General features: G+C 35.3%; 18 protein-coding genes and 1 tRNA gene. 15 read left to right on the top strand and 4 right to left on the bottom strand.

Annotated elements, in window-relative coordinates; translation table 11 throughout:
• Positions 1-75: 75 nt before the first annotated feature.
• A complete protein-coding gene (locus tag ACEN2F_RS04160) occupies positions 76-1,320 on the top strand; it encodes a metallophosphoesterase (protein ID WP_441736420.1) in 1,245 nt (414 codons plus the stop codon).
• Between the two features lie 64 nt (positions 1,321-1,384).
• On the top strand, positions 1,385-1,681 hold the full coding sequence (locus ACEN2F_RS04155; protein ID WP_441736418.1) for a thioredoxin family protein: 297 nt from the start codon (positions 1,385-1,387) through the stop codon (positions 1,679-1,681).
• Positions 1,682-1,684: 3 nt separating this feature from the next.
• Here the strand turns inward: ACEN2F_RS04155 and ACEN2F_RS04150 are convergent, their stop codons facing one another.
• Complete coding sequence (locus ACEN2F_RS04150; protein WP_441736416.1) at positions 1,685-2,320, bottom strand: polysaccharide deacetylase family protein; 636 nt, start codon at positions 2,318-2,320, stop codon at positions 1,685-1,687.
• Positions 2,321-2,397: 77 nt separating this feature from the next.
• Complete coding sequence (locus ACEN2F_RS04145; RefSeq protein WP_441736414.1) at positions 2,398-5,679, bottom strand: glycosyltransferase family 117 protein; 3,282 nt, start codon at positions 5,677-5,679, stop codon at positions 2,398-2,400.
• A gap of 238 nt (positions 5,680-5,917) precedes the next feature.
• On the opposite strand from ACEN2F_RS04145, the gene ACEN2F_RS04140 reads away from it, so the two are divergent.
• Positions 5,918-5,988 (top strand) — tRNA-Gln (locus ACEN2F_RS04140).
• 115 nt (positions 5,989-6,103) lie between these two features.
• Here ACEN2F_RS04140 and ACEN2F_RS04135 read toward each other — a convergent pair.
• Positions 6,104-6,928, bottom strand: coding sequence for a universal stress protein (locus tag ACEN2F_RS04135; protein WP_441736412.1), 825 nt, complete (start codon positions 6,926-6,928; stop codon positions 6,104-6,106).
• A gap of 176 nt (positions 6,929-7,104) precedes the next feature.
• On the opposite strand from ACEN2F_RS04135, the gene rimP reads away from it, so the two are divergent.
• The 3 genes from rimP (at position 7,105) to infB (ending at position 11,834) form a co-directional block, all read left to right on the top strand.
• Entirely contained in the window at positions 7,105-7,569 is a 465-nt protein-coding gene (gene rimP, locus ACEN2F_RS04130; protein ID WP_441736831.1) for a ribosome assembly cofactor RimP, read from the top strand.
• 13 nt (positions 7,570-7,582) lie between these two features.
• Positions 7,583-8,836 (top strand): transcription termination factor NusA, encoded by a 1,254-nt coding sequence (gene nusA, locus ACEN2F_RS04125; RefSeq protein WP_441736410.1) that lies wholly within the window; start codon positions 7,583-7,585, stop codon positions 8,834-8,836.
• Positions 8,837-8,948: 112 nt separating this feature from the next.
• Entirely contained in the window at positions 8,949-11,834 is a 2,886-nt protein-coding gene (infB, locus tag ACEN2F_RS04120) for a translation initiation factor IF-2 (RefSeq protein ID WP_441736408.1), read from the top strand.
• 619 nt (positions 11,835-12,453) lie between these two features.
• Here the strand turns inward: infB and ACEN2F_RS04115 are convergent.
• Entirely contained in the window at positions 12,454-12,843 is a 390-nt protein-coding gene (locus ACEN2F_RS04115) for an SPOR domain-containing protein (protein WP_441736407.1), read from the bottom strand.
• Positions 12,844-13,058: 215 nt separating this feature from the next.
• Here ACEN2F_RS04115 and ACEN2F_RS04110 point away from each other — a divergent pair, with 215 nt between their 5' ends.
• The 9 genes from ACEN2F_RS04110 to ruvB all read left to right on the top strand — a co-directional run bounded on the left by ACEN2F_RS04110 (position 13,059) and on the right by ruvB (position 25,615).
• Complete coding sequence (locus ACEN2F_RS04110; RefSeq protein WP_441736405.1) at positions 13,059-14,390, top strand: c-type cytochrome; 1,332 nt, start codon at positions 13,059-13,061, stop codon at positions 14,388-14,390.
• A 29-nt stretch (positions 14,391-14,419) separates the two neighbouring features.
• Positions 14,420-17,476 (top strand): TAT-variant-translocated molybdopterin oxidoreductase, encoded by a 3,057-nt coding sequence (locus ACEN2F_RS04105; RefSeq protein ID WP_441736403.1) that lies wholly within the window; start codon positions 14,420-14,422, stop codon positions 17,474-17,476.
• Positions 17,477-17,514: 38 nt separating this feature from the next.
• Entirely contained in the window at positions 17,515-18,918 is a 1,404-nt protein-coding gene (gene nrfD, locus ACEN2F_RS04100) for an NrfD/PsrC family molybdoenzyme membrane anchor subunit (protein ID WP_441736402.1), read from the top strand.
• On the top strand, positions 18,911-19,435 hold the full coding sequence (locus ACEN2F_RS04095) for a DUF3341 domain-containing protein (protein WP_441736400.1): 525 nt from the start codon (positions 18,911-18,913) through the stop codon (positions 19,433-19,435). The genes nrfD and ACEN2F_RS04095 overlap by 8 nt, the downstream gene beginning before the upstream one ends.
• Before the next feature lie 8 nt (positions 19,436-19,443).
• Positions 19,444-19,989, top strand: coding sequence for a c-type cytochrome (locus tag ACEN2F_RS04090; RefSeq protein WP_441736398.1), 546 nt, complete (start codon positions 19,444-19,446; stop codon positions 19,987-19,989).
• 27 nt (positions 19,990-20,016) lie between these two features.
• Entirely contained in the window at positions 20,017-21,462 is a 1,446-nt protein-coding gene (locus tag ACEN2F_RS04085) for a quinol:cytochrome C oxidoreductase (protein WP_441736829.1), read from the top strand.
• A 19-nt stretch (positions 21,463-21,481) separates the two neighbouring features.
• Entirely contained in the window at positions 21,482-22,621 is a 1,140-nt protein-coding gene (locus ACEN2F_RS04080) for a cytochrome c oxidase subunit II (RefSeq protein ID WP_441736396.1), read from the top strand.
• A gap of 30 nt (positions 22,622-22,651) precedes the next feature.
• A complete protein-coding gene (locus ACEN2F_RS04075) occupies positions 22,652-24,448 on the top strand; it encodes a cytochrome c oxidase subunit I (RefSeq protein ID WP_441736394.1) in 1,797 nt (598 codons plus the stop codon).
• 144 nt (positions 24,449-24,592) lie between these two features.
• The gene (ruvB, locus tag ACEN2F_RS04070; RefSeq protein WP_441736392.1) at positions 24,593-25,615 is read left to right on the top strand and encodes a Holliday junction branch migration DNA helicase RuvB; all 1,023 of its coding nucleotides are present in this window, start codon (positions 24,593-24,595) and stop codon (positions 25,613-25,615) included.
• Positions 25,616-25,679 lie beyond the last annotated feature (64 nt).

Here is a 25,679-nt window from a genome sequence, read left to right as displayed (position 1 = left end):
ATTTTAGTTAAATTTAAATTAATAAAAACACATACTATTTTCATAATTTGTTATTTTGTCTAAAATTTGATTAAAATGATCTTTCGTATTGTATTGTTGTGTTTAATTCTTCTAATTATTGAGCTCTATACCTTTCAGGTATTGAAAACCCTCATCAAATCTAGGCCAGTGTTGCTTTCAATTCAGCTAATGAGTTTGTTGGTCTTAGTTTATATTGTTTATTCGTTGATGCAATTTGATCGGAGTGTTGGACAAACCCAACAAACCTTAATGGTTATGGGGCTGTTGCTTATTGTTTATGTTCCAAAATTAATTTTGACTTTCATCTTAATGGCGGAAGACATTTTTAGAGTAGGTGCTGGTGCCGTGAATTATTTTGTAGATTATGACAAAGGCACAGATTTTCTTAATTCCAGAAGAAAGTTCGTTAGTCAAATAGGATTAGGACTTGCTGCAGTTCCTTTTTTATCCCTTATATATGGAGTCACAATTGGAAAATACAATTATAAAGTAATCAAGCAACGCATTTTTTTTCCGGATTTACCAGATGCTTTTGATGGTTTTACGATTACTCAAATATCAGATGTTCACAGTGGAAGTTTTGATGATTCAGAAAAAATAAATTATGCCATTGATTTGGTAAACGAACAAAATTCAGATATGATTTTGTTTACAGGTGATATTGTAAATACGGATGCCAAAGAAATGCACCCTTGGATAGAAACATTCAACCGAATTAAGAAACATGAATATGGAAAATATTCCGTTTTAGGGAATCACGATTATGGAGAATATGTAACGTGGCCCAGCGAAGCAGCCAAAGAAGACAATTTCAAAGCAATAAAAAGTTTATACGGAGAAATTGGTTTTAGTCTATTGTTAAACGAGCATACTTTTATTCAAAAAGGAGATGATAAAATAGCATTAGTGGGTGTCGAAAACTGGGGACACAACTTCAAGCAGGCTGGGGACTTGAATAAAGCTGCAGGACAGTTAAAGAAAGAAGATTTCAAGATTTTGATGAGCCATGACCCTTCGCACTGGGAACATGTGGTAAAGCATGACGAAAAACATTACCACCTTACGTTTGCTGGACACACGCATGGAATGCAATTTGGTATTGAAATACCGGGTTATTTCAAATGGAGTTTGGCACAATATGTTTACAAACAATGGGCCGGTTTATACGAAAATTTGGGAAGGTATGTTTACGTCAATAGAGGATTTGGTTTTCACGCTTATCCTGGTCGGGTAGGAATTATGCCGGAAATAACAGTCATTGAACTAAAAAAAGGCGCTAATGTAGCAGAATTCGTTTAAAATGCTACATTTGTAAAGTTAATAGCTCTTTTTAGTACATTTAAAAAATTAAAATTTAGGTTTTATGTCAAAATTTGGAGAACTTATAAACACTCAAATACCGGTTTTAATCGACTTTTATACAGAGTGGAACGAATCATCGGTTTTAATGCATCCCGTAATTAGAGATGTAGCGGCCGCTCTTGGCGATAAAGCAAAAGTCATCAAGATCGATGTAGATAAAAATCAAGAATTAGCAGATGCTTTGCGAATCAAAGGATTGCCTACTTTGATGATCTACAAACAAGGTCAAATGATCTGGAGACAGTCCGGAGAACTTGACGCCAATACTCTTATTGGAATCGTTCAGGAACAGTTGTAGTATTTATAAAGTGCTACATTTAAAATTGTTTTCTTTTAAAAAAGCTAATGTTTTTGGTAACACGTATTCAAGATTTTTGAATGCTTTTATACTGTCGTGAAAAACGATGATACTTCCCGGTTTTACATTTGATAACACATTATTTAAACATTTTTCTTTAGATATTGAAGAATCAAAATCAGCACTCAGCACGTCCCACATTATTATTTTATACCCTAATTTCCTTAATTCTTTAGATTGGGATTTTTTTATTTTTCCGTACGGAGGACGAAAAAATTTAATGTCTTCTTCCGTGTAGGCATCAATCGCTTCTTGAGCCTGAATCGTATTTTTGATATACGCATCGTTAGTTGTTTTCCATCCGTTCAAGTGGTTGAATGTGTGGTTTCCAATTTTGTGACCTTCCCGAATCAATTTTTTGAACAGTTCAGGATTTTTTTTGATGTTATTTCCAATACAGAAAAAAGTAGCCTTGATTTCGTGTTTTTTTAATTCTTCTAAAACCCAAGTAGTAACTTCTGGAATAGGGCCGTCATCAAATGTAAGATAAACAGCGTTTCCTTTATTGGAGACATCCCAAATATAATTAGAGAATATTTTTTTTATAATCCAATTGGTTTTTATCCAGTATAATTTCATTTTTTTTTCATTTTAAAATTAAAAAAAAAGTAGCGATACTTTGCAATATCGCTACTTTTTTTAATGGAACTTTGAAGTTATTCTTTGTCGCGGCCAAAACGTTCAAACATTTTGATGTACGTATTGAAAACAATTTTGTTTTTATTGTAAAATTCTATATCACTATTTTCTTTCATGACCTGTAAGAGGCTGCGGTAGCGCTCAATATCGGTAATAATTTGAATTGCAATACTGCTTTGTTCAGAAGATTTAAGATTGCCGTAATAGTTGAGGTTTTCTTGGTACTTGTAAACTAATTTGTCTAATAATTGTTGGGCTTTTATTTTTTCGCCAGTTTTATAATAGCCTCCTGCAAAAGGTTCTACTAAAGAATAATAGCCAAAACTATCTAATGGCATTTTAGTTATTGCTAAATCGATGATTTTTTTGGCTTTTTCTTTCTGGCCTTCAAGGATTAACTGATTCATCAATCTAGATAGATTATTTCGATAGGTAATGCTATTGCGTCTGGTTTCAGGATCATGATAAATAGAAGAACTTTCGCTATTGCCCCAATCCCATTCCATTACATTGGCATACATTTTATCTGTGTCTATTTGCCCCATTTCAAGTGGGCTGCCTTCTTTAGTTGAAGGAGTTTTTATAGGTACAAGTTTGTATACCATTCCTTCTAGTTGAAGGTATTCTTTCATCCAGATGTAGTCTTCGTTATCATAAGCACCACCGCTAAAATAGATGGGTCTTTTCCAGTTGTTGTTAGCAACGATATCTAGCATCATCAATCTGTTTTTGTACAGTGCATTTCCTTTGATATCTATATCGATGTATGGTACTATTGAGTCATTGTACTTAGGTGAAACTACGTTGTTTTTTATAACGGTATTTTTATCAATGGGAATTCGAATCTTATTGGTTGGATAAAAATGGATGGTTTGTCCGTTTTGCATTCCTACTGTTGATTTTGGATTTTTAATAAAATCGATGAAGTCTTTAATATCCCAACGGCTTTCAATCTTAGGAATATGAGCAACATAATCTAAATTATCCCCTACATATTCGTCATGAGTAAATGAAATTGGCAAAGGATCTGATTCGTATGTTTTGGTTTTCATTTGGTCAATGTACCAATCTGTCATGAACAAACTAGTGTTGACAATTTTGACATCAGTTCTAATTTTTTCAATTTCTTGTGCGTACCAAAGCGGAAAGGTGTCGTTATCCCCAATGGTAAATAAAATGGCGTTAGGGTCACACGATGTTAGATATGCTTTAGCCATAGATAAGGCAGTATATTTGCCGGAACGGTCATGATCATCCCAGTTTTGAGAGGCCATGAGTATCGGTGCTGCGAGTAAACTCAATACAATAATCAGCGGACCCGCTACTTTTGGTGCGAGGTACTTTTTGAGGCTTTCATATAAAGCATAAACACCAAACCCAACCCAGATGGCAAATACATAAAACGAACCTACCAATGCATAATCTCTTTCCCGCGGTTCAAATGGTCTTTCGTTTAAATAAATTTTAAGTGCTATTCCCATGAAAAGAAATAAAGCAAGCAAGACATAAAAGCTTTTTAAATCCTTATTAGCATGATACATAAGTCCAATAAGACCAAGGATAAATGGTAAAAAGAAATATACATTTCGTCCTTTATTATTTAATACATCTGACGGCAAGTTCTCCTGACTTCCCAAGTGTAATTCGTCAATGAATTTTATTCCACTGAGCCAATTGCCATCTAGATAATCGTATCTTCCTTGATTATCACTTTGACGACCAACAAAATTCCACATCAAATACCTCCAGTACATGTAACCAAATTGGTACTCCACCATAAAACCTAAATTATCAGCTGTTGTTGGTTTTTCAACAATCAGATAATCGCCATAGCTTTTTAGAAAGGTGATATATCCTTCGTTGTCAATTTGTTTTTGAGCGTAAGCTTGTCTGAATTCGGAAATTATTTTTTGAGTTTCATTTTTTAATTGTGCAATTGCTTTATTGTAATCTTCTTCAGTAAGTTGACTCGCATCAATACCGTATTTTGCTAAATCATCTTCGTAAGGATAGTTAGGATTTAGTTTGAATTGAGGCGGATTGGTGAAATTCATGTAATTTTCAATATGCCCATCGCTCCACATTCTTGGCAGAATGGTTTTGTGATTGTCATCTGAATTTTGAGTAGCATTTTTATAATTATTTACAATAACATATTTCCCTGTTTTATAATCTCTTTCATAATTAGGAGCTTTATCTAAGTAAGGATTATTCTCGTCTAAACCGGCAAAATTCTCTGTGTATTGCGGTCCATAAAACAATGCATTAACACCATATTGTTCTCTATTGTAGTAGGCTAAAACCTCGCGGGCATCAGACGGTTTATTCTCATTAATAACAGTATTCGCATTTGCGCGAATGGGTAACATCATCCATGTGGAGAAACCAATTAAAATAAACAGTATGCAAAGAATGATGGTGTTGTAGAATACAAACCCTTTTTGTTTGGTGTATTTTAATCCAAAGTAAAAGAATGCAATTAAGGCTAGTGCCACAAAAATAGTACCTGAGTCAAACGGTAGACCTAAGCTATTTACCATAAAAACTTCTGTTTTACCAAAGAACCCCATGGTCATAGGAAGAAGTAATTTAAAAATAAACAACAAAACTGCAATTACAACAACATTAGCAATAAGAAAATTTTTAACGGTTACTTCTTTGTAATTTTTAAAAAAATACAGAAAGCCTATTGCTGGAATTGTTAATAATGCCATAAAGTGAACTCCAAAGGAAAGTCCTGTTATAAGCGAAATAATCAATAACCATTTATTTCCTCTTGGAGTGTTCATATCTTGCTCCCAGCGTAAACCCAACCAGAACAAAAGGGCGATAAATAGGGATGCCATGGCGTAAACTTCTGCTTCGACAGCATTGTACCAAAAACTATCTGAAAAGGTATACGTCAAAGCGCCTACAAGCGAGCTTCCTAAGATTACAATTTCATTATTCTTGTTCATTTCCGAAAATCTAGAAACTAATTTTCTTAGTATTATAGATGATGACCAATATAGGAATAAAATGGTGAAAGCGCTGGAAAACACTGACATCATATTGACCATCAATGCGATGTATTGATTTTCTGGTGCAAACATGGCGAAAAAAGCGCCAATCATCTGGTATAAAGGAGCTCCTGGCGGATGTCCAACTTCAAGTTTTGCTGCTGTGGAAATATACTCGCCACAATCCCAAAAACTCATGGTGGGCTCAACAGTTAAGGTGTAGGTTAATAATGCAATCCCAAACGTTAACCAACCAATAATTGTGTTCCATTTATTGAAGTTGAATGTAGCTTTGTCCATGTATTAGAATTTTGTTTAAAAATAAGTCACAAAGAAAATGTTTTTTTATTTAACCCTAGTAGCATTAACACTATTTTCTGGAAAAGTAATACAATTCAATAAACAATTGATTATAAAGCTGTTTTGAGGTTTTTAGGGGTCCAATTAAATTTTTATCATTTTTTTTTGAATAAAAAAGCAAAAAAAATTTGTACAAACTGAATTTTATTTTAAATTTGCACTCGCTTAGCAGCAATACTGGTCTATGGTGTAATGGTAACACAACTGTTTTTGGTGCAGTCGTTCAAGGTTCGAGTCCTTGTAGACCAACAAAAAACCTCTCAAATTTTGAGAGGTTTTTTTTTACGCTACATTTAAAATATTTATTTGGTCTACATGTATTCTAGAGTAAAGCGAATATGATTAATTCTATTTTCGGGTTGAGCTATATTCTAAAAGTGATAACAGGTTTGTTTTCATGGTTTACTAGATCTTCGCTGATACTTCCGTTAAAAAAATGAGCAAATCCTGTTCTGCCATGAGTGCATAGTCCAATTAAATCAGCATCTATTGTTTTTGCGAAATTCGTTATTCCATTTTCGATATTAGCGTCATTAAAAAGATGTATTGAATAATTTGGAACATCAAAATCAGCTATAAAATCGCCCATTACTTTTTCAGCAATACTAGTTGTCTTAAAGCTATTGGGAGTGCAAATCATTACCAAAAACAAATTAGCATCAAAAATTTTGGAGAACGCTATCATTTTTTTAAAAGGCTTTCTGGTTTCTTTTGAAAAATCGGAGGCAAAGACAAAATTTTTGAATTTCAATTCATTTAGTTCTTTTTTTATCACTAAAACCGGAATTTCGGAGAGTCGGACGACCTTTTCGGTATTAGAGCCAATAAGAATTTCTTCGATGCCTGAAGTGCCATGGGATCCCATGATAATCAAGTCAATTTCATTTTTTTTGTTAAACGATAAAATACCACTGAAAGCTCTTTCAAATTGTATTGAAGCAGTTACTGTAATTCCTTTCAGGAAGGGCTGTTCTCGTATTTTTTGAAGGGTTTCATTTGCTTTTTTGATAAGCAACATTACCTCGGGGATGTGGTTTGACTCCGTGACAGAATCAATCATTTGGTTTGGTAATTCTAAGAGATGCAAAAGGAATATTTCAGACTTGGTTTTTTTTGCAATAAAGGCGGCAGCTTTTAAGGCTTTCTCGGCATGTTCAGAAAAGTCGGTTGGAACTAAAATACGTTTCATAACTACGGCGTGTTAAATTTTGGTAAAATTATCAACTTTAGAGCTATAATAAAGATAAGAAAATATTTTAGACCAATTGAATATTTTGGTTTATAAAAAAAAACACTATATTTGCACCGTTATTTATTAAAATCTAGATAATGAGGGGACTAAATGTCCCCTCTTTTTATAAGAATATGACATTTAAAGAAAAAGTAAGCGCATTGTTGGCAGAAGGCCTTTTAGAAAAGCCATCAATTTTTTTGATAGACTTGATTATTACCGATGCATTCAAGGTTATAGTGACCCTGGATGGGGATAATGGAGTTGCATTGCAAGATTGTATTGATGTGAGTCGATCACTAGATAATAATTTGGATCGGGAAGAACAAGATTTTTCTTTGGAAGTGGCTTCGGTAGGAGTAGGATCTCCGCTAAAATTGATTAGACAATACAAAAAAAATATAGGGCGAACATTAATTGTGAAAACTGGGGCAGAAATAATTGAAGCAGAATTAGTGGATGCTAATGATGATTTTGTAATTTTGTCTTGGAAAGCAAGAGAGCCAAAAAAAATTGGAAAAGGAAAAGAAACAGTTCAAAAAGAACTCAAACTGCCTTATGTAGACATTAAAGAAGCAATTGTTACAGTAACATTTTAATTAAAGAATTCGCATGGAAAATTTAGCATTAATCGATTCATTCTCAGAGTTTAAAGATGATAAACTTATTGATCGTGTAACGCTTATGGCGATTTTAGAAGATGTATTTAGAAATGCATTGAAGAAAAAATACGGTTCAGATGATAATTTTGACATCATTATAAATCCTGATAAAGGGGATATGGAGATCTGGCAAAGAAGAGTAATCGTTGCGGATGATGATCTAGATCTTGATCATCTTGAGATTACTTTGACAGATGCCAGAAAGATAGAGCCTGATTTTGAAATTGGTGAAGAGGTTTCCGAAGAAGTGAAATTAATTGATTTAGGGAGAAGAGCAATTTTAGCTTTACGCCAAAATTTGATTTCTAAAATTCATGAACATGACAACACAAATCTTTACAAACAATTTAAGGATTTAATTGGAGATATTTATACGGCTGAGGTGCATCATGTGCGTCCTAGAGTTGTTATTTTAGTAGATGATGAAGGTAACGAAATCATTCTTCCAAAGGAAAAACAAATTCCTTCTGATTTTTTCCGCAAAGGAGATAATATCCGTGGAATAATAGAAAGCGTTGAATTGAAAGGAAACAAACCTCAAATTATTATGTCAAGAACATCTGAAAAGTTCTTGGAAAAATTATTTGAACAAGAAATTCCTGAGGTTTTTGACGGTTTGATTATGGTTAAAAAAGTAGTAAGAATACCTGGTGAAAAAGCCAAAGTAGCTGTTGATTCTTATGATGACAGGATAGATCCTGTTGGAGCTTGTGTGGGTATGAAGGGATCGCGAATTCACGGGATTGTTCGTGAATTAGGGAATGAGAATATAGATGTTATCAATTATACAAGTAACATTCAATTGTTTATCACGAGAGCGCTGAGCCCTGCAAAAGTCTCTTCGATTAAAATTAATGAAGAAACGAAAAGAGCAGAGGTTTTCTTGAAACTTGAAGAAGTTTCTAAAGCTATTGGTCGTGGTGGACACAATATCAAATTAGCAGGTTTATTAACAGGCTATGAATTAGACGTTATACGCGAAGGTGATGTTGCGGGAGCAACAGCGGATGATGATGATGTTGAATTAACAGAGTTTTCAGATGAAATTGAAGGCTGGGTTATTGAAGAGTTTGCTAAAATTGGATTGGATACCGCAAAAAGTATTTTGAAACAAGAAGTAGCAGATTTAGTAAGAAGAACGGATCTAGAAGAGGAAACGATTTTAGATGTAATGAGAATATTGAAAGAAGAATTTGATAGTTAGTCAATAGATCTTCAACGATAAACATGCCACTTTACAATTAGTTCTTGCTCGATAGGTATCGGGTTGGGAGTAAAGTGAGGAATAACAAAAAAGGTAATAATAAAAAGGTTTTATGTCTGAAGAGAGAATTATTAGAATAAACAAAGTTTTAAGAGAATTGAATATTTCTTTAGAAAGAGCTGTGGATTATCTAAAAGATAAAGGAATTGCTATTGACGCAAATCCCAACACAAAAATTTCTAATGATGTATACAATGTCTTGTGCGGTCAATTTGCAGGTGACAAAGGGAATAAAGAAGCCTCCAAAGAAGTAGGTGAAGAGAAAAGGAAAGAAAAAGAGGCTTTGCGTTTAGAGCGTGAAAAAGAAATTGAAGACAAGCGTAGGATTGAAGAGGAGCGTGTAAAACAACAGGAAGTTATAAAGGCGAGAGCAGTTATAGCAGGTCCTGTGCAAGTGGGTAAGATTGATCTTAATCCAAAAAAAGCGGTTGTTACACCTATAAAGCCGATTGTTAATGCTGAAACTCCTAAGATTAAAACTGCTGAAGTTAATGCTGTTCCTAAAGAAACTGTAGTACAAAAACCAGTGGTTGAAAAAACCTTGGAAGAAAAACCTGTTTCCGATAAAAAGGATGTTAAGCCTGTTGTTAATGTTAAAGAAGTGAAAAAGGAAACCTCAAAAGAAGCTGCTGTCAAACCAACAGAGATTGAAAAAGCAGCGCCAGTAAAAGTTGAAGAGACACCTGTTGATGAAACCATCACGACCCAATATCAAAAATTATCTGGAACTACTTTGACAGGTCAAATAATTGATTTATCTCAATTTAATAAACCTAAAAAGAAGAAAGAAGAGCCAAAAATAACACCTAATAAACCAGGTGCTCCGGGATCTAATGCTGCTAACGCTAACAAAAATAAGCGTAAAAGAATTGCTCCTAAACCGGGTGCTCCTAGACCGCCAGGTGTTCCAGGTGCTCCGAATCCTAATAAAATTACGCCTAATGTAGGTGGCGGAGGATTTAATGCCAATAGAAGCTCAAGACCGGGTTTTGTTCGTGGAAATAGACCGGCTATTGTTGCAAAAGTTGAGCCAACGGAAGAAGAAGTTAAAAATCAAATTAGAGAAACTTTAGAAAAACTACAAGGTAAAGGTGGTAAATCTAAAGCGGCTAAATATAGAAGAGATAAGAGAGACACACACCGTCAGAAATCTGATGATGAGCAAAGAGCTATTGATGAAGGAAGTAAAACTATCAAGGTTACTGAATTTGTAACAGTAGGTGAAATTGCAATTATGATGGATGTGCCAATTACTAAAGTGATTGGTACTTGTATGTCACTGGGAATAATGGTTACAATGAACCAGCGTCTTGATGCGGAAACATTGACCATCGTTGCAGATGAATTTGGGTATGAAGTTGAATTCATTACTGTTGATATCGAGGAAGCAATTCAAGTTGTTGAAGATAAAGAGGAAGATTTAGTGTTCAGAGCACCTATCGTAACGGTAATGGGACACGTAGATCATGGTAAAACATCGTTGCTGGATTATGTTCGTAAAGAAAATGTTATAGCAGGGGAGTCTGGAGGAATTACGCAGCATATTGGTGCATACGGAGTAACTTTAGATAATGGTCAAAAAATAGCGTTTTTAGATACACCGGGACATGAGGCTTTTACAGCGATGCGTGCTCGTGGTGCCCAAGTTACTGATATTGCAATTATCGTAATCGCAGCAGATGATGACATCATGCCACAAACTAAAGAAGCAATTAGCCATGCGCAAGCAGCGGGAGTACCGATAATATTTGCTATCAATAAAATTGATAAACCTAATGCTAATCCTGAGAAAGTAAAAGAAAGATTAGCAGGTATGAATCTATTAGTAGAAGATTGGGGAGGTAAAATTCAATCTCATGATATTTCTGCCAAAGTAGGTACAGGTGTAAAAGAGTTATTAGAAAAAGTATTGTTAGAAGCAGAACTTTTAGATTTGAAAGCAAATCCTAACAAAGCTGCTCAAGGAACAGTAGTTGAGGCATTCCTTGACAAAGGAAAGGGTTACGTTTCAACCATATTAGTACAACACGGAACATTAAGAGTTGGTGATTACATGCTAGCTGGTAAGCATCATGGTAAAATAAAAGCCATGCATGATGAAAGAGGGAACATAGTAACTGTTGCGGGTCCTTCGACTCCAGTATCAGTTCTTGGACTTGATGGCGCAGCAACTGCAGGAGATAAATTCAATATTTTTGAAGATGAAAAAGAAGCCAAACAAATTGCTTCAAAGCGATCTCAATTGATGCGTGAACAATCAGTTCGTACGCAGCGACATATTACTTTAGATGAAATTGGTCGTAGAATAGCATTAGGTCAATTTAAAGAATTAAACATCATCCTTAAAGGAGATGTTGATGGATCTGTAGAAGCGTTGTCTGATTCATTCTCTAAATTGTCGACTGAAGAGATCCAAATTAATATTATACACAAAGGTGTTGGTGCTATTACAGAGACTGATGTAATGTTGGCTTCTGCTTCAGATGCAATCATCATTGGATTTAATGTTCGTCCTGCTGGAAATGCTAGACAACTAGCAGACAAAGAGGAAATAGATATTCGTTATTATTCTATCATCTACGCTGCTATCGATGACTTGAAAGATGCAATGGAAGGAATGTTAGCTCCTGAAATGAAAGAAGAGATTCTTGGAACTGCTGAGATTAGAGAGATATTCAAAATCTCTAAAGTTGGATCTATTGCTGGTTGTATGGTAATGGACGGGAAAATTTCCAGAAATGCTAAAATGAGAATTATCAGAGATGGAGTGGTTGTTCATACAGGTGAGCTAATTGCGTTAAAACGATTCAAAGATGATGTCAAAGAGGTCGCTAAAGGATATGATTGTGGTATACAAATAAAAGGCTATAATGATATCGAAGAAAGAGATATTATAGAGTCGTACCACGAAGTAGCGGTTAAGAAGAAATTAAAGTAATACGTTATAGAGTACAATGTAAATCCCGATTCGTCGGGATTTTTTGTTTTAATGTAAAGCTATAATTGTCCTGATAAATGCATGATGGTCCGAGCAAAGAAAGGAATTTGCATGTATGCTATCCAATTTAAGTAACTAGTATGTGCTTCGTTAGTTCTATATTATAAAAGCAGAACATGACTTGTATTTTAGTGCAAATACTGATTCAGGAGAGGTGTCATTGGTGTTGATAGTTTATATACCTGATAAAAATTCATTTTAAGCTACTTAGCAAACTACAAATTTAGATCGTAGTTGAACATAATATATAAGTTAGTTAGACAGAAGATTTGAAGGATGTAATCTCGGTCTGTTAAAAATAACTGTAGAATATTTTAAAAAAAAATATTCTTAATTGCAGTTTATTTTCACCTTTTTTTTGCGCGTGGCATTAAGTTGTGAGGAGCCAATTTTTTTACTGAAAGTTTTTGTTGGAAACACTTTGAAATTAGATGGTTAGATTTTTCTTTTTTGTTGTTTTTAATTTATTATTCTATCATTTTTAGAGCAATATATCACGGTATTGGATAGCAAAAAAAAACCACTCTCGTGAAGTGGTTTTCTTATTAAATCTAAAAGATTATTTGTTGGGTTTTATTAAGTGAACGGGAGAATATCTTTTTTCGATTTCTATTAAATTTCGTTCTGCTTCAATTCGTGTTTTGAAGTTACCAACCCAAACTTTATAATTTGGAGCAAAAAAAACAATAGTGCCATCAATGGCTGTAAATTCCTGTTTAAATTCATAGAGGTGATTTTTCGCTTTTTCGCTCGCTCCACTAAAAATTTGAATTTTATATTGGTCATTTAATGCATTAGATACATTTGTTTTTCTCTTTTCTTGAAGTAATTGTTCAAATTTTGGGTCTTGATTTACGCTTATATTTCCTTCTTGTGCTGAAGCGTTGCTGTAAGAAATACAGAATGTAAGGGTGATAAAAAAAGCTTTCTTAGAGGCTAAAATTCTCATAATGTGATTGTTTTTATGCAAAAATACAATTTAAGAAAAGATACCAAAGCTAAAAAGTTATTTAGAATAGATATAAATTGAAATTAAGACTATTTTATGGTTTTGAGAGTAGTTCTTAAGTCGTATTTTTGTGCAAGTTTAAAATAAAGGATCAGTTTTTTGTAAAACAATTAGAAAAAACTGTGCCAATTTTTAGTAGATAATCATTATACTATATGAAAAAGGTGGGTAACCATAATTCGGTCTCAAGGAAATTAATATTTAGTTTAGCATTAATGCTAACTGTTTCCTTTACTTCATTTGCTCAAGAAGCTACTCCAGCAGTAGCGGATGTTACTACGGATGTTGCCACTTCACAAAGTGCGGATCCAATCAAAGGTAAAGAGCTTTTTAACGCAAACTGTGCGGCATGTCATAAACTAGATGCAAAAGCAACTGGCCCTGCCCTTAGAGGTGTAGGGGCTAAATACGATGCTCCCTGGCTTTACAAGTGGATTCGTAATAGTTCGGAGCTAATAAAATCTGGAGATGCGCAAGCGGTCAAAGTGTACGAGGAAAATAATAAAGGTGTAATGTCTGCTTTTCCTCAGTTGTCGGATGCTGATATTGACAACATAATAGCTTACACGTCAGAGCCAAAAGCGGAAGCTCCTGTGGCTGTTGCCGGTGCTGCTGCGGTTCCAGGTGCTGGATCTGGTGACAATGGGGTTACTAATAATATTATTTTAGGAGCCTTGTCTCTGGTGTTGTTGGTTCTTGTGGTGATGTTAGTTCTTGTTAATAACCTTCTTACTAAAGTAGCTAAAGCTAACGGTATCGAAGTTGCTCCAAAAACTCCTACGACGCCAATTTGGAAGGCTTTTGTTAGAAATCAGTTTTTAGTATTAGTAACTTCAATATTCTTGTTGTTGGCAGGTGCTTATTTTGTGTATGGGTATTTGATGCAAATAGGCGTAGATCAAGACTACGCACCGGTGCAGCCTATCCATTATTCACACAGAATACATGCTGGGGATAACGAGATCAACTGTAAATATTGCCACTCAGCGGCGAGAGTTAGTAAAAATGCAGGTATACCGTCATTAAATGTTTGTATGAATTGCCATAAAAATATTGCTGAGGTTGCTGAAACTACTGCTACTCCTGAGTACAGCAAGGCTTTTTACGATGAGCAAATCCAGAAATTATATACCGCAGTTGGTTGGGATCAGGCAACTCAAACTTATACTGGAAAGTCACAGCCTGTTAAATGGGTTCGCATTCACAACTTACCTGATTTTGTATATTTTAATCACTCGCAACACGTTACGGTGGCTGGTATCGAATGTCAAACATGTCACGGGCCGGTTCAAGAATATGAAATTCAAAAACAATTCGCACCTTTGACTATGGGTTGGTGTATTGACTGTCACAGAAAAACCGAGGTTAAGATGGAAGGAAATGAATACTACACAAAAATTCATGAGGAGCTGTCTAAAAAGTATGGTGTCGATAAGTTGACTGCAGCACAAATGGGAGGTTTAGAATGTGGCAAATGCCATTATTAATCAAATTATTAAGATTTTAATATTTATATATGTCATCAAACAAAAAATACTGGAAAAGTGTTGAAGAACTAGATCAAAATAGTTCTGTTGTTGAGGCGCTTAAAAATAACGAATTTGTTGAAGAAATTCCTACTGATGAGTTTTTAGGAAATAATGATACATTATCATCTTCGCCAACATCACGTCGTGATTTTTTAAAGTACGTTGGTTTTAGTACTGCTGCAGCAACTCTTGCCGCTTGCGAGGGACCGGTTAACAAGTCTATTCCGTACGTGCTTCAACCGGAACAAATCATTCCAGGAGTAGCTGATTATTATGCAACTTCTGTTTTTGATGGATTTGATTTTGCAAATCTTTTAATCAAAACACGTGAAGGCCGCCCAATCAAAATAGATAATAATAAGATTGAAGGAGCAAGGTTTAGTGCTAATGCAAGAATACATGCTTCTATTTTGTCATTGTATGACAGCATGCGCTTGAAAGAGCCAAAAATAGGGGGTAAAAATGTAGCTTGGTCGGAGGTTGATTCAAAAATAAAAGACAGTATAGCTGATGCCTCTACAAAAGGTGGTCAAGTTGTACTTTTAACCAATACATTGGCTAGCCCATCAACAGAAAAGCTGATTGCTGAGTTTATTGCTAAAAATGCAAATGCTAAACATGTTGTTTACGATGCTGTTTCTTCTTCTGAGGCCTTAGATGCCTTTGAAAGTGTGTATGGAGAGAGAGCTTTAGTTGATTATGATTTTTCAAAGGCTGGACTTATAGTTTCTATTGGTGCTGATTTTCTAGGAGATTGGCAAGGAGGTGGTTATGATTCTAGTTATACCCAGTCAAGAGTACCCAAAGCAGGGAAAATGTCTCGTCATTTTCAATTGGAAGCTAATATGACACTTTCGGGTGCAGCTGCTGACAAACGCTTAGCGATGTCAACTGCAGATCAGAAAATGGCATTAGTTCATATTTATAATATTGTAACTGGATCATCTGTTCCGGTAACTTTAGATAATAAATTTAAAATAGAGGTTACCAAGGCTGCGCAGCAATTAAAGGCTGCTGGTTCAAAAGGAGTATTGGTTACTGGAATACAAGATAAAAATGCACAGTTATTAGTTTTGGCTGTTAACCAAGTACTAACAAGTGATGCTTTTTCGACATCTGGTGTCAGACAGATTAGAAAAGGTTCTAACGAAAGGGTGGCGCAGTTAATTAATGATATGAAGGCAGGTAGTGTTCATACTTTGATTATGAGTGGTGTTAATCCAGTCTATACTATTGCGGATAGTACTTCATTTGTAGAGGCATTAAAGAAAGTTAAAACATCAGTATCATTCACTTTGAAAGAAGATGAGACTGCTTTAGTAAGTACTGTTGCTGCTCCGGTTCCTCATTATTTGGAATCGTGGAACGACGTTAGTTTTACAAAAGGTTCTTATGGTATTACTCAACCTACGATCCGTCCTCTTTTTAATACAAAACAATTTCAAGATGTGTTGTTGTCTTTAAATGGCACTTCAGGTACTTTTTATGATTACATTAAGTCTAATGCATCGGCAATAGTTTTAGGGTCTACGTGGAATAAAGTTTTACATGATGGTGTCTACATTGGAGCTGTACCTACTGCATCTGCAATAAGTGTTGATTATGATGTTGCGGCAAATGCCTTAGCTAAATCAAAAGGTAACCAAGGACTAGAATTAGTGTTATACACTAAAACTGGATTGGGCGACGGTCAACAAGCGAATAACCCTTGGTTACAAGAGTTTCCAGATCCTATTACTAGAGTTTCTTGGGATAATTATTTAACTGTATCAAATGCAGATGCTAAAAAGTATGAACTTTCAAATGAAATAGTAGCTAATGGTGGTTTAAACGGAAGTTATGCTACTATCACTACTGCTGATGGACAGAAGTTAGAAAATGTGCCGGTAATTGTTCAACCAGGTCAAGCTGTTGGAACTATTGGTTTAGCATTAGGTTACGGTCGTAAGGCAGCTTTGAAAGAGGAGATGATTGTTGGTGTAAATGCTTACTCATTATACAAAAACTTTAATAATGTTCAATCCGTTACTTTGGCGAAAGCCGGCGGAGAACATGAGTTTGCTTGTGTTCAAGGTCAAAAGACATTGATGGGTAGAGGAGATATTATTAAAGAAACTACTTTAGAAATTTTCAATACAAAAGATGCCGAGATCTGGAATCCTAAACCAATGGTTTCATTGGATCATAAAGAGGTAGAAGGGACTACGGTTGATTTATGGACTTCATTCGATCGTTCTGTCGGTCATCATTTTAATCTTTCAATAGATCTAAATGCATGTACGGGTTGTGGTGCTTGTGTAATAGCTTGTCACGCTGAAAATAATGTTCCTGTTGTTGGAAAATCAGAAGTAAGAAGAAGTCGTGATATGCACTGGTTGCGTATTGACAGGTATTATTCTTCGGAAAGTACTTTTGAGGGTGATAACGAAAGAAAAGATAATATTGCAGGTTTAGCAAGCTCTTTGTCTACATTTAACGAAATGGAAAAAGCGGGTGATAATCCACAAGTTTCCTTCCAGCCTGTTATGTGTCAGCATTGTAATCATGCACCTTGCGAAACTGTTTGTCCAGTTGCTGCGACTTCACACTCTCGTCAAGGTCAAAATCACATGGCTTATAACAGATGTGTAGGAACACGTTATTGCGCCAACAACTGTCCATATAAGGTGCGTCGTTTTAACTGGTTCTTGTACAACAAAAATAGTGAATTTGATTATCACATGAATGATGATCTAGGCCGTATGGTTTTGAATCCAGACGTTAATGTTCGTTCTCGTGGGGTTATGGAGAAATGTTCTATGTGTATTCAAATGACACAAGCAACAATTCTTAAAGCTAAAAATGAAGGAAGAGTTGTAGCAGATGGTGAATTCCAAACAGCATGTTCAAATGCTTGTTCTAATGGAGCGATGAAATTTGGGGATATAAATGATAAAACTGCTGAAGTTGCATCATTAGTTGCCGATGAAAGAATGTATCACTTATTGGAGCATGTTGGAACAAAACCAAATGTGATTTATCACGTTAAAGTTAGAAATACCTAGTACAAAATAGAATTAATTAAGAATCAATATAAAGGATTATGTCGTCTCACTACGAAGCAACCATTAGAAAACCCTTAGTTATAGGTGATAAATCTTATCACGATGTAACTGTAGATGTAGCCGCGCCTGTTGAAGGTAAGGCGAACAAACATTGGTGGATTGTATTTTCAATTGCATTAATAGCCTTCCTTTGGGGACTTGGCTGTATTATTTACACTGTGTCTACAGGTATTGGAACATGGGGGTTAAATAAAACTGTCGGATGGGCATGGGATATCACGAACTTTGTTTGGTGGGTTGGTATCGGTCATGCAGGAACTCTTATTTCGGCTGTATTATTATTATTTCGTCAACGATGGAGAATGGCAATTAACCGTTCTGCTGAAGCAATGACAATTTTTAGTGTTATTCAAGCTGGTTTATTTCCAATTATTCACATGGGTCGCCCATGGTTAGCGTATTGGGTGCTACCTATCCCGAATCAATTTGGTTCTCTTTGGGTAAACTTTAATTCGCCATTACTTTGGGATGTATTCGCGATTTCAACATATTTATCTGTTTCTTTAGTGTTTTGGTGGACTGGTTTGCTACCCGATTTTGCAATGTTACGCGATAGAGCAATCACGCCTTTTAACAAAAGAGTCTATTCAATATTAAGTTTTGGTTGGAGCGGTAGAGCTAAGGATTGGCAGCGTTTTGAAGAAGTTTCGCTTGTGCTGGCAGGTTTAGCAACACCCTTGGTGCTTTCTGTGCACACTATCGTATCGATGGACTTTGCAACATCGGTTATACCTGGATGGCACACTACGATTTTCCCTCCGTACTTTGTAGCAGGAGCAGTTTTCTCCGGTTTTGCGATGGTAAATACGTTGTTGATCATTATGAGAAAGGTATCGAATCTTGAAGCATATATTACGGTGCAACATATTGAATTGATGAATATAGTGATCATGATCACAGGTTCTATTGTAGGTGTGGCATACATCACTGAATTATTCGTTGCTTGGTATTCAGGAGTTGAATATGAGCAATATGCTTTCTTAAACAGAGCTACTGGACCTTACTGGTGGGCATATTTGATGATGATGTCATGTAATGTATTATCTCCTCAATTCATGTGGTTTAAGAAATTAAGAACAAGTATCTTATTTTCTTTTATATTGTCCATTGTGGTAAACATAGGAATGTGGTTTGAAAGATTTGTTATTATAGTGACCTCATTGCATAGAGATTATCTGCCTTCGTCATGGACGATGTTTTCACCAACATTTGTTGATATTGGTATTTTCATTGGAACTATTGGATTCTTCTTTGTTTTGTTTTTGTTATATTCACGAACATTCCCTGTTATAGCCCAGGCTGAGATTAAAACAATTTTGAAAGGTACTGGAGATAATTACAAAAGAGAAAGAGAAGTAAATAAAGATTCACACCATGAGTAGTAAAGTAATATACGCCATTTATAATGACGATGATATTTTGATGGATGCGGTAAAGAAAACCAGAGCAGCTCATCATCATATTGAGGAAGTTTTTACTCCATTCCCTGTACACGGTTTGGATAAAGCAATGGGAATTGCACCAACAAGATTAGCGATTTGTGCTTTTCTTTATGGGTGTGTTGGTATTGCAGTAGCAACTGCGATGATGAATTATATCATGATTCAGGATTGGCCTCAAGACATTGGTGGTAAACCTAGTTTCAGTTATATTGAAAACATGCCGGCTTTCGTGCCAATCATGTTTGAACTTACTGTGTTTTTTGCAGCGCATTTAATGGTTATTACTTTTTACATGAGAAGTAAATTATGGCCTTTTAAGGAGGCAGAAAATCCAGATGTTAGAACCACAGACGATCACTTTTTAATGGAAGTGGCTGTACATGATAATGAACAAGAACTTGTTTCTTTTTTTCAAAGTACAGGAGCTGTAGAAGTTAAAGTAATAGAAAAGCATTAAGTATAGATATGAAAAGTATATATAAAATAACACTTTTATTTGGTCTAACTATTTTAGTTTCATCCTGCCATGATAATCTGGCACCAAACTATCAGTATTTTCCAAATATGTACGAATCAGTAGGGTATGAAACTTATGCTGAATCGAAAGCATTCAAAAATGGCAAAGAAGGTCAACTTCCTGCTGAGGGAAGTTTAGACAGAGGTACTGAGGTATACGAGTATGAAAATTCAACTGCTGGATATGATTTGGCGAAGGCCAATCTAAAATCTCCTTTGGATTCTTTAAACAAAGATCCTGAAAAGGCTAAAGAATTATTCGAAATTTATTGTGCCACTTGTCATGGTAATTCCGGAAATGGTAAAGGAATATTAGTAGAAAGAGAAAAATTTCTTGGTGTACCTAGTTATAAAGATAGGGTAATAACTGAAGGAAGTATTTTTCATATAGTAACTTACGGTTTAAATTCAATGGGCTCGCATGCTAATCAGTTAAGTGCCCATGAACGTTGGATTGTTGCAAGTTACGTTCTGAAACTAAAAAGTGAATTATAATTGTTGAACAAACTGATCGTATTAGATATGTATACATTTTCAAGTAAATTAAAAACTCTTTCCTTTATTCTAATGGCCGTTGGTTTATTAGGTATAGGGTATGGTTTTTACACTGCACCAAAAAATATTCAAGACGTTGAAAAACTTCTTGCAGCCGATAGTCATGGTGAAACTAATCATGAAGTGGCAACTGCTTCTGAGCAAAGTCATACTGTAGCTGGGGATCATAATGTTGTTGAAAATAACAAGAGTGAGGAGATGGCAGTTGAGTCTGTTGTATCTGATGTTGCAACTCCAGCAGAGGAAGAGGCTTTAGCCACTCACGAAACTACAGAGAAACATCAAGTGAGTGAGGAAAGTAGTCACACTGAACATTTGACTCATGTATTGCATCAGTTACAAAACAAGCCATGGGCTGCTTTTTACGTGGCGTGTATATTCTTTATGCTTACTTCTCTTGGTGTTTTAGCTTTTTATGCTATCCAACAAGTTGCGCAAGCTGGCTGGTCTCCAGTCCTATTTAGAGTTATGCAAGGAATCACCTCTTACCTACCGGTAGGATCGGTTATCTTTTTTGTCTTTTTGTTATTAAGTGGTTTTCATTTAAACCATCTTTTTATATGGTTGGATCCTGAAGTAGTAGCTAGTGATGAATTGATCGCAAACAAAGCTGGTTACCTAAATTTTCCATTTTGGATTATAAGAGCAGCCATATTTTTGACAGGCTGGAGTTTGTATCAATATTTTTCTAGAAAGAATTGTTTAGCGCAAGATGAAGCCAAAGATGATTTGTTCTACAAGAAAAATTTTAAGTTGTCAGCAGGATTTTTGGTTTTCTTTATTGTGACCGAGTCAATTATGTCATGGGACTGGATTATGTCTCTTGATCCCCATTGGTTTAGTACATTATTTGGTTGGTACGTTTTTTCTAGCTTTTTTGTAAGTGGAATCACTGTAATTGCAATTGTTTCTTTGTATTTAAAATCTAACGGTTTCCTTGAGCATGTTAATACTAGCCACATTCATGACTTAGCTAAATTTATGTTTGGATTTAGTATATTTTGGACTTATTTGTGGTTTTCACAATATATGTTGATATGGTATGCTAATATTCCGGAGGAAGTTACTTATTACATAACTAGAATTGATTTATATAACTTACCATTTTTTGGTGCTGTTGTTCTAAATTTCGTATTTCCTTTTTTAATTTTAATTAATACAGATTTTAAAAGAATTACATGGGTTTTAGTCATGGCAGGTGTTGTGATTTTAGTTGGACATTATATTGACTTTTTCATTATGATTATGCCAGGCACTGTTGGAGACAGCTGGTTTATTGGTATATCCGAGATCGCTTCTGTTTTGTTCTTCCTAGGCTTATTTATATATGTTGTATTTACGGCATTGTCAAAAGTGCCATTGCTGCCGAAAAGAAATCCGTTTATTGAAGAAAGTAAACATTTCCATTATTAATATTTAAAGAAAGAAACAGATGACAAGTTTGTTGGTAATTATAGTTTTAGCTTTATTAGCTGTTGCTTTGTGGCAATTGACTAAAATATTTGATCTGACGCAAGTTGGCTCAAATCCTGATGGCTCTGAAGTAGCTACAGATAATGATAATAATACGCAAGGTTATTTAATGTTTGGTTTTTTAGCCTTCATTTATATTTTTTCAATATATGGTTTGTTTGTATGGGGACCTTTAGTCCTTCATACACCAGCTTCGGCGCATGGCGAGCAAGTTGATTATTTGATGAACATTACCTGGACTTTAATTTTTATCGTTCAAGCTGTAACTCAAGTTTTACTTCATTACTTTGCCTTTAAATACCGAGGTAAAAAAGGTCAAAAGGCGCTTTATTTTGCAGATAACAATAAACTGGAGGCGATCTGGAGTGTTATTCCTGCAGTCGTTTTGGCTGGATTAATTCTTTACGGGTTGTATGCTTGGAACAATATTATGTTTGTTGATGAAGATGAGGATACAATAGTAATTGAGTTATATGCGCAACAGTTTAACTGGAAAGCACGTTATTCAGGTGAAGACAATGTTTTAGGTAAAGCGAATGTCCGTTTTATTGAAGGTGCTAACGCAGTAGGTGTTGATTTAGCGGATCCTTACTCACAAGATGATATTTTAGTCACGGAATTGCATATTCCTAAAGGAAAGAAAATTCATTTTAAAATGCGTTCTCAGGATGTTTTGCACTCAGCGTATATGCCGCACTTCAGAGCACAAATGAACTGTGTGCCGGGAATGGTAACCGAGTTTGCTTTTGAGCCGGTATACACAACAGCTGAATATAGAGAGTTACCATACATGGTGGAGAAGGTTGCTAATATTAATGCGATTAGAGCAAAGAAAAGTATAGGTCTAGTGGCAAAAGGCGAGGTTGCTTTGGATCCATACGCGTTTGATTATTTATTGTTATGTAACAAAATTTGTGGTGCTTCTCATTATAATATGCAAATGAAAATTATTGTAGATACTCCTGAAGATTATGCTCTTTGGTTAAAGGATCAATCAACTATCGTTAAGGACGTTAAAGCTTCTTTAGCTACACCTGCACCTACAGAGAGTGGTACTGATAATGACACTACCGCTGTGGTCGTTACGGCAATGAAATAATAGTATAATTAAAATTTAAAGTAAACATATATGTCAGCAGAAGGTCACGATCACGTTATAGATCACGAACACGAACATCACCATAAAGACACTTTTATTACTAAGTATATTTTCAGTATTGATCATAAAATGATTGCCAAACAATACTTAATTACTGGTATTTTCATGGGTATTATTGGTGTTGGTATGTCTATGCTTTTTAGAATGCAATTAGCATGGCCAGAAGAATCATTTAGAATTTTTAATATTTTATTAGGAGATAAATTTGCTCCAAATGGAGTAATGGCTAATGATATTTATCTTGCATTAGTTACAATTCACGGAACAATAATGGTGTTCTTTGTTTTGACTGCCGCTTTAAGCGGTACCTTTAGTAATTTATTAATACCCCTTCAGATTGGTGCTAGAGATATGGCTTCGGGGTTTATGAATATGGTCTCATATTGGCTATTTTTCTTGTCGAGTGTTATCATGATAAGTTCACTATTTGTTGAAGCTGGACCAGCGTCATCAGGGTGGACAATTTATCCTCCTCTTAGTGCGTTGCCACAGGCAATTCCAGGTTCGGGAATGGGAATGACATTATGGTTAATTTCTATGGCTATCTTTATTGCTTCTTCATTAATGGGGTCTTTAAATTATGTAGTTACGGTTATTAATTTAAGAACAAAGGGTATGTCAATGACTCGTTTGCCTTTGACAATATGGGCGTTCTTTGTGACTGCAATTATTGGTATCGTATCATTTCCTGTGCTATTATCAGCGGCTTTGTTGTTGATTTTTGATAGAAGTTTTGGTACTTCTTTCTTCTTGTCTGATATTTACATAGCTGGTGAAGTATTGCATTATCAAGGTGGTTCTCCTGTTTTGTTCGAACATTTATTTTGGTTTTTAGGTCACCCTGAAGTATATATTGTGTTATTGCCTGCTTTGGGAATTACTTCTGAAGTAATCGCCACAAATGCACGTAAGCCTATTTTTGGTTACAGAGCGATGATCATGTCGATAATAGCAATTGCTTTCTTATCAACAATCGTTTGGGGTCACCACATGTTTGTTTCTGGTATGAATCCATTTTTGGGATCAGTCTTTACCTTTACAACTTTATTAATAGCAATACCATCTGCAGTAAAAGCGTTTAATTACATAACTACATTGTGGAAAGGTAATTTACAATTGAATCCAGCAATGTTGTTTTCAATTGGATTGGTTTCTACGTTTATCACTGGTGGTTTAACTGGTATTATTCTTGGAGATAGTACGTTAGATATTAATGTTCACGATACGTATTTCGTTGTAGCACATTTTCACTTGGTAATGGGTATTTCTGCATTATACGGTATGTTCGCTGGTATTTATCATTGGTTTCCTAGAATGTTTGGAAGGATGTTAAACAAAAATTTGGGTTACGTACACTTTTGGGTGACTGCAATTTGTGCTTATGGTGTTTTCTTTCCGATGCATTTCATAGGACTAGCAGGATTGCCAAGACGTTACTATACAAATACTAACTTCCCGTTATTTGATGATTTACAGAATGTAAATGTGTTGATTACTACTTTTGCTTTAATCGGTGGCGCTTTTCAATTGGTCTTTTTATATAATTTTTTCAGTAGTATCTTCTACGGTAAAAAATCTGTTATGAATCCTTGGAAGTCGAATACTTTAGAGTGGACAGCACCAGTGGAACATATTCACGGTAACTGGCCTGGGGAATTACCAACAGTGCACCGTTGGCCTTATGACTATAGTAATCCAGTTCATGATGTTGATTTTGTACCTCAAAACGTTCCAATGAAGGAAGGTGAAGAGATTCTACATCACTAATATAATATTCAAAGCCTCTGCGAAAGTAGAGGCTTTTTTTATAATTACGTTTTTTGTCTTAGGTGTGATTATTTTACTGTGCTGTACTCTAATTTGGATAGCTTTTTAAATTATAATTATAAGTTGCTTTGTTATCTTTGTGAAATGAATGAAAATTTAGATCCAACATCCAGCGGTTATAATTCAGAAGAACTTGATCTTGAAAAAAAATTAAGACCACTTTCGTTCGATGATTTTGCAGGACAAGACCAGATATTAGAAAATCTGAAAGTTTTTGTTCAAGCCGCAAATCAACGCAATGAAGCGCTTGATCACACGCTTTTTCACGGTCCTCCCGGTTTAGGGAAAACCACCTTAGCTAACATTCTTGCTAATGAGTTACAAGTGGGTATCAAGATTACTTCTGGTCCTGTTTTAGATAAACCCGGTGATCTTGCTGGTTTATTGACTAATCTTGAGGAAAGAGATGTTTTATTCATTGATGAAATTCATCGATTAAGTCCTATAGTAGAGGAATATTTATATTCTGCTATGGAGGATTTCAAAATCGACATCATGATTGAATCTGGACCTAATGCCAGAACGGTACAAATCAATTTAAATCCCTTTACATTAATAGGAGCCACAACTCGCTCCGGTTTACTGACCGCTCCCATGAGAGCTCGTTTCGGAATATCCTCTCGCTTACAGTATTACACTACAGAGTTACTAACCACAATTGTGGAAAGAAGTGCTACTATATTTAAAATGCCAATATCTATAGAAGCTGCTATTGAAATTGCCGGTCGAAGCCGAGGAACACCGCGGATTGCCAATGCGTTATTGCGCCGTGTACGTGATTTTGCCCAAATAAAAGGGAATGGTACCATAGACATAGAAATAGCGCGTTATGCCCTAAAAGCGCTCAATGTAGATGCCCACGGTCTGGATGAGATGGATAATAAAATTTTAAACACCATCATTGACAAATTTAAGGGAGGCCCCGTTGGTTTAACAACTTTGGCAACAGCTGTATCAGAAAGTAGCGAAACCATTGAGGAAGTATACGAACCGTTTTTGATTCAGGAAGGATTTATCATGAGAACGCCACGAGGACGGGAAGTTACTGATAAAGCCTATAAACATTTAGGAAAATTGAAAACCAACATTCAAGGTGGTTTGTTCTAATTTTTTCAGGAGCTATTTCCTGCTATTCGCTCTATCTTTTTAATAATTTTAGGCTTCCAGCCTT

This window comes from Flavobacterium sp. W20_MBD1_R3 (assembly GCF_052119725.1).
Lineage (GTDB): Bacteria > Bacteroidota > Bacteroidia > Flavobacteriales > Flavobacteriaceae > Flavobacterium.
This window is presented reverse-complemented; position numbering and strand designations above follow the sequence as displayed.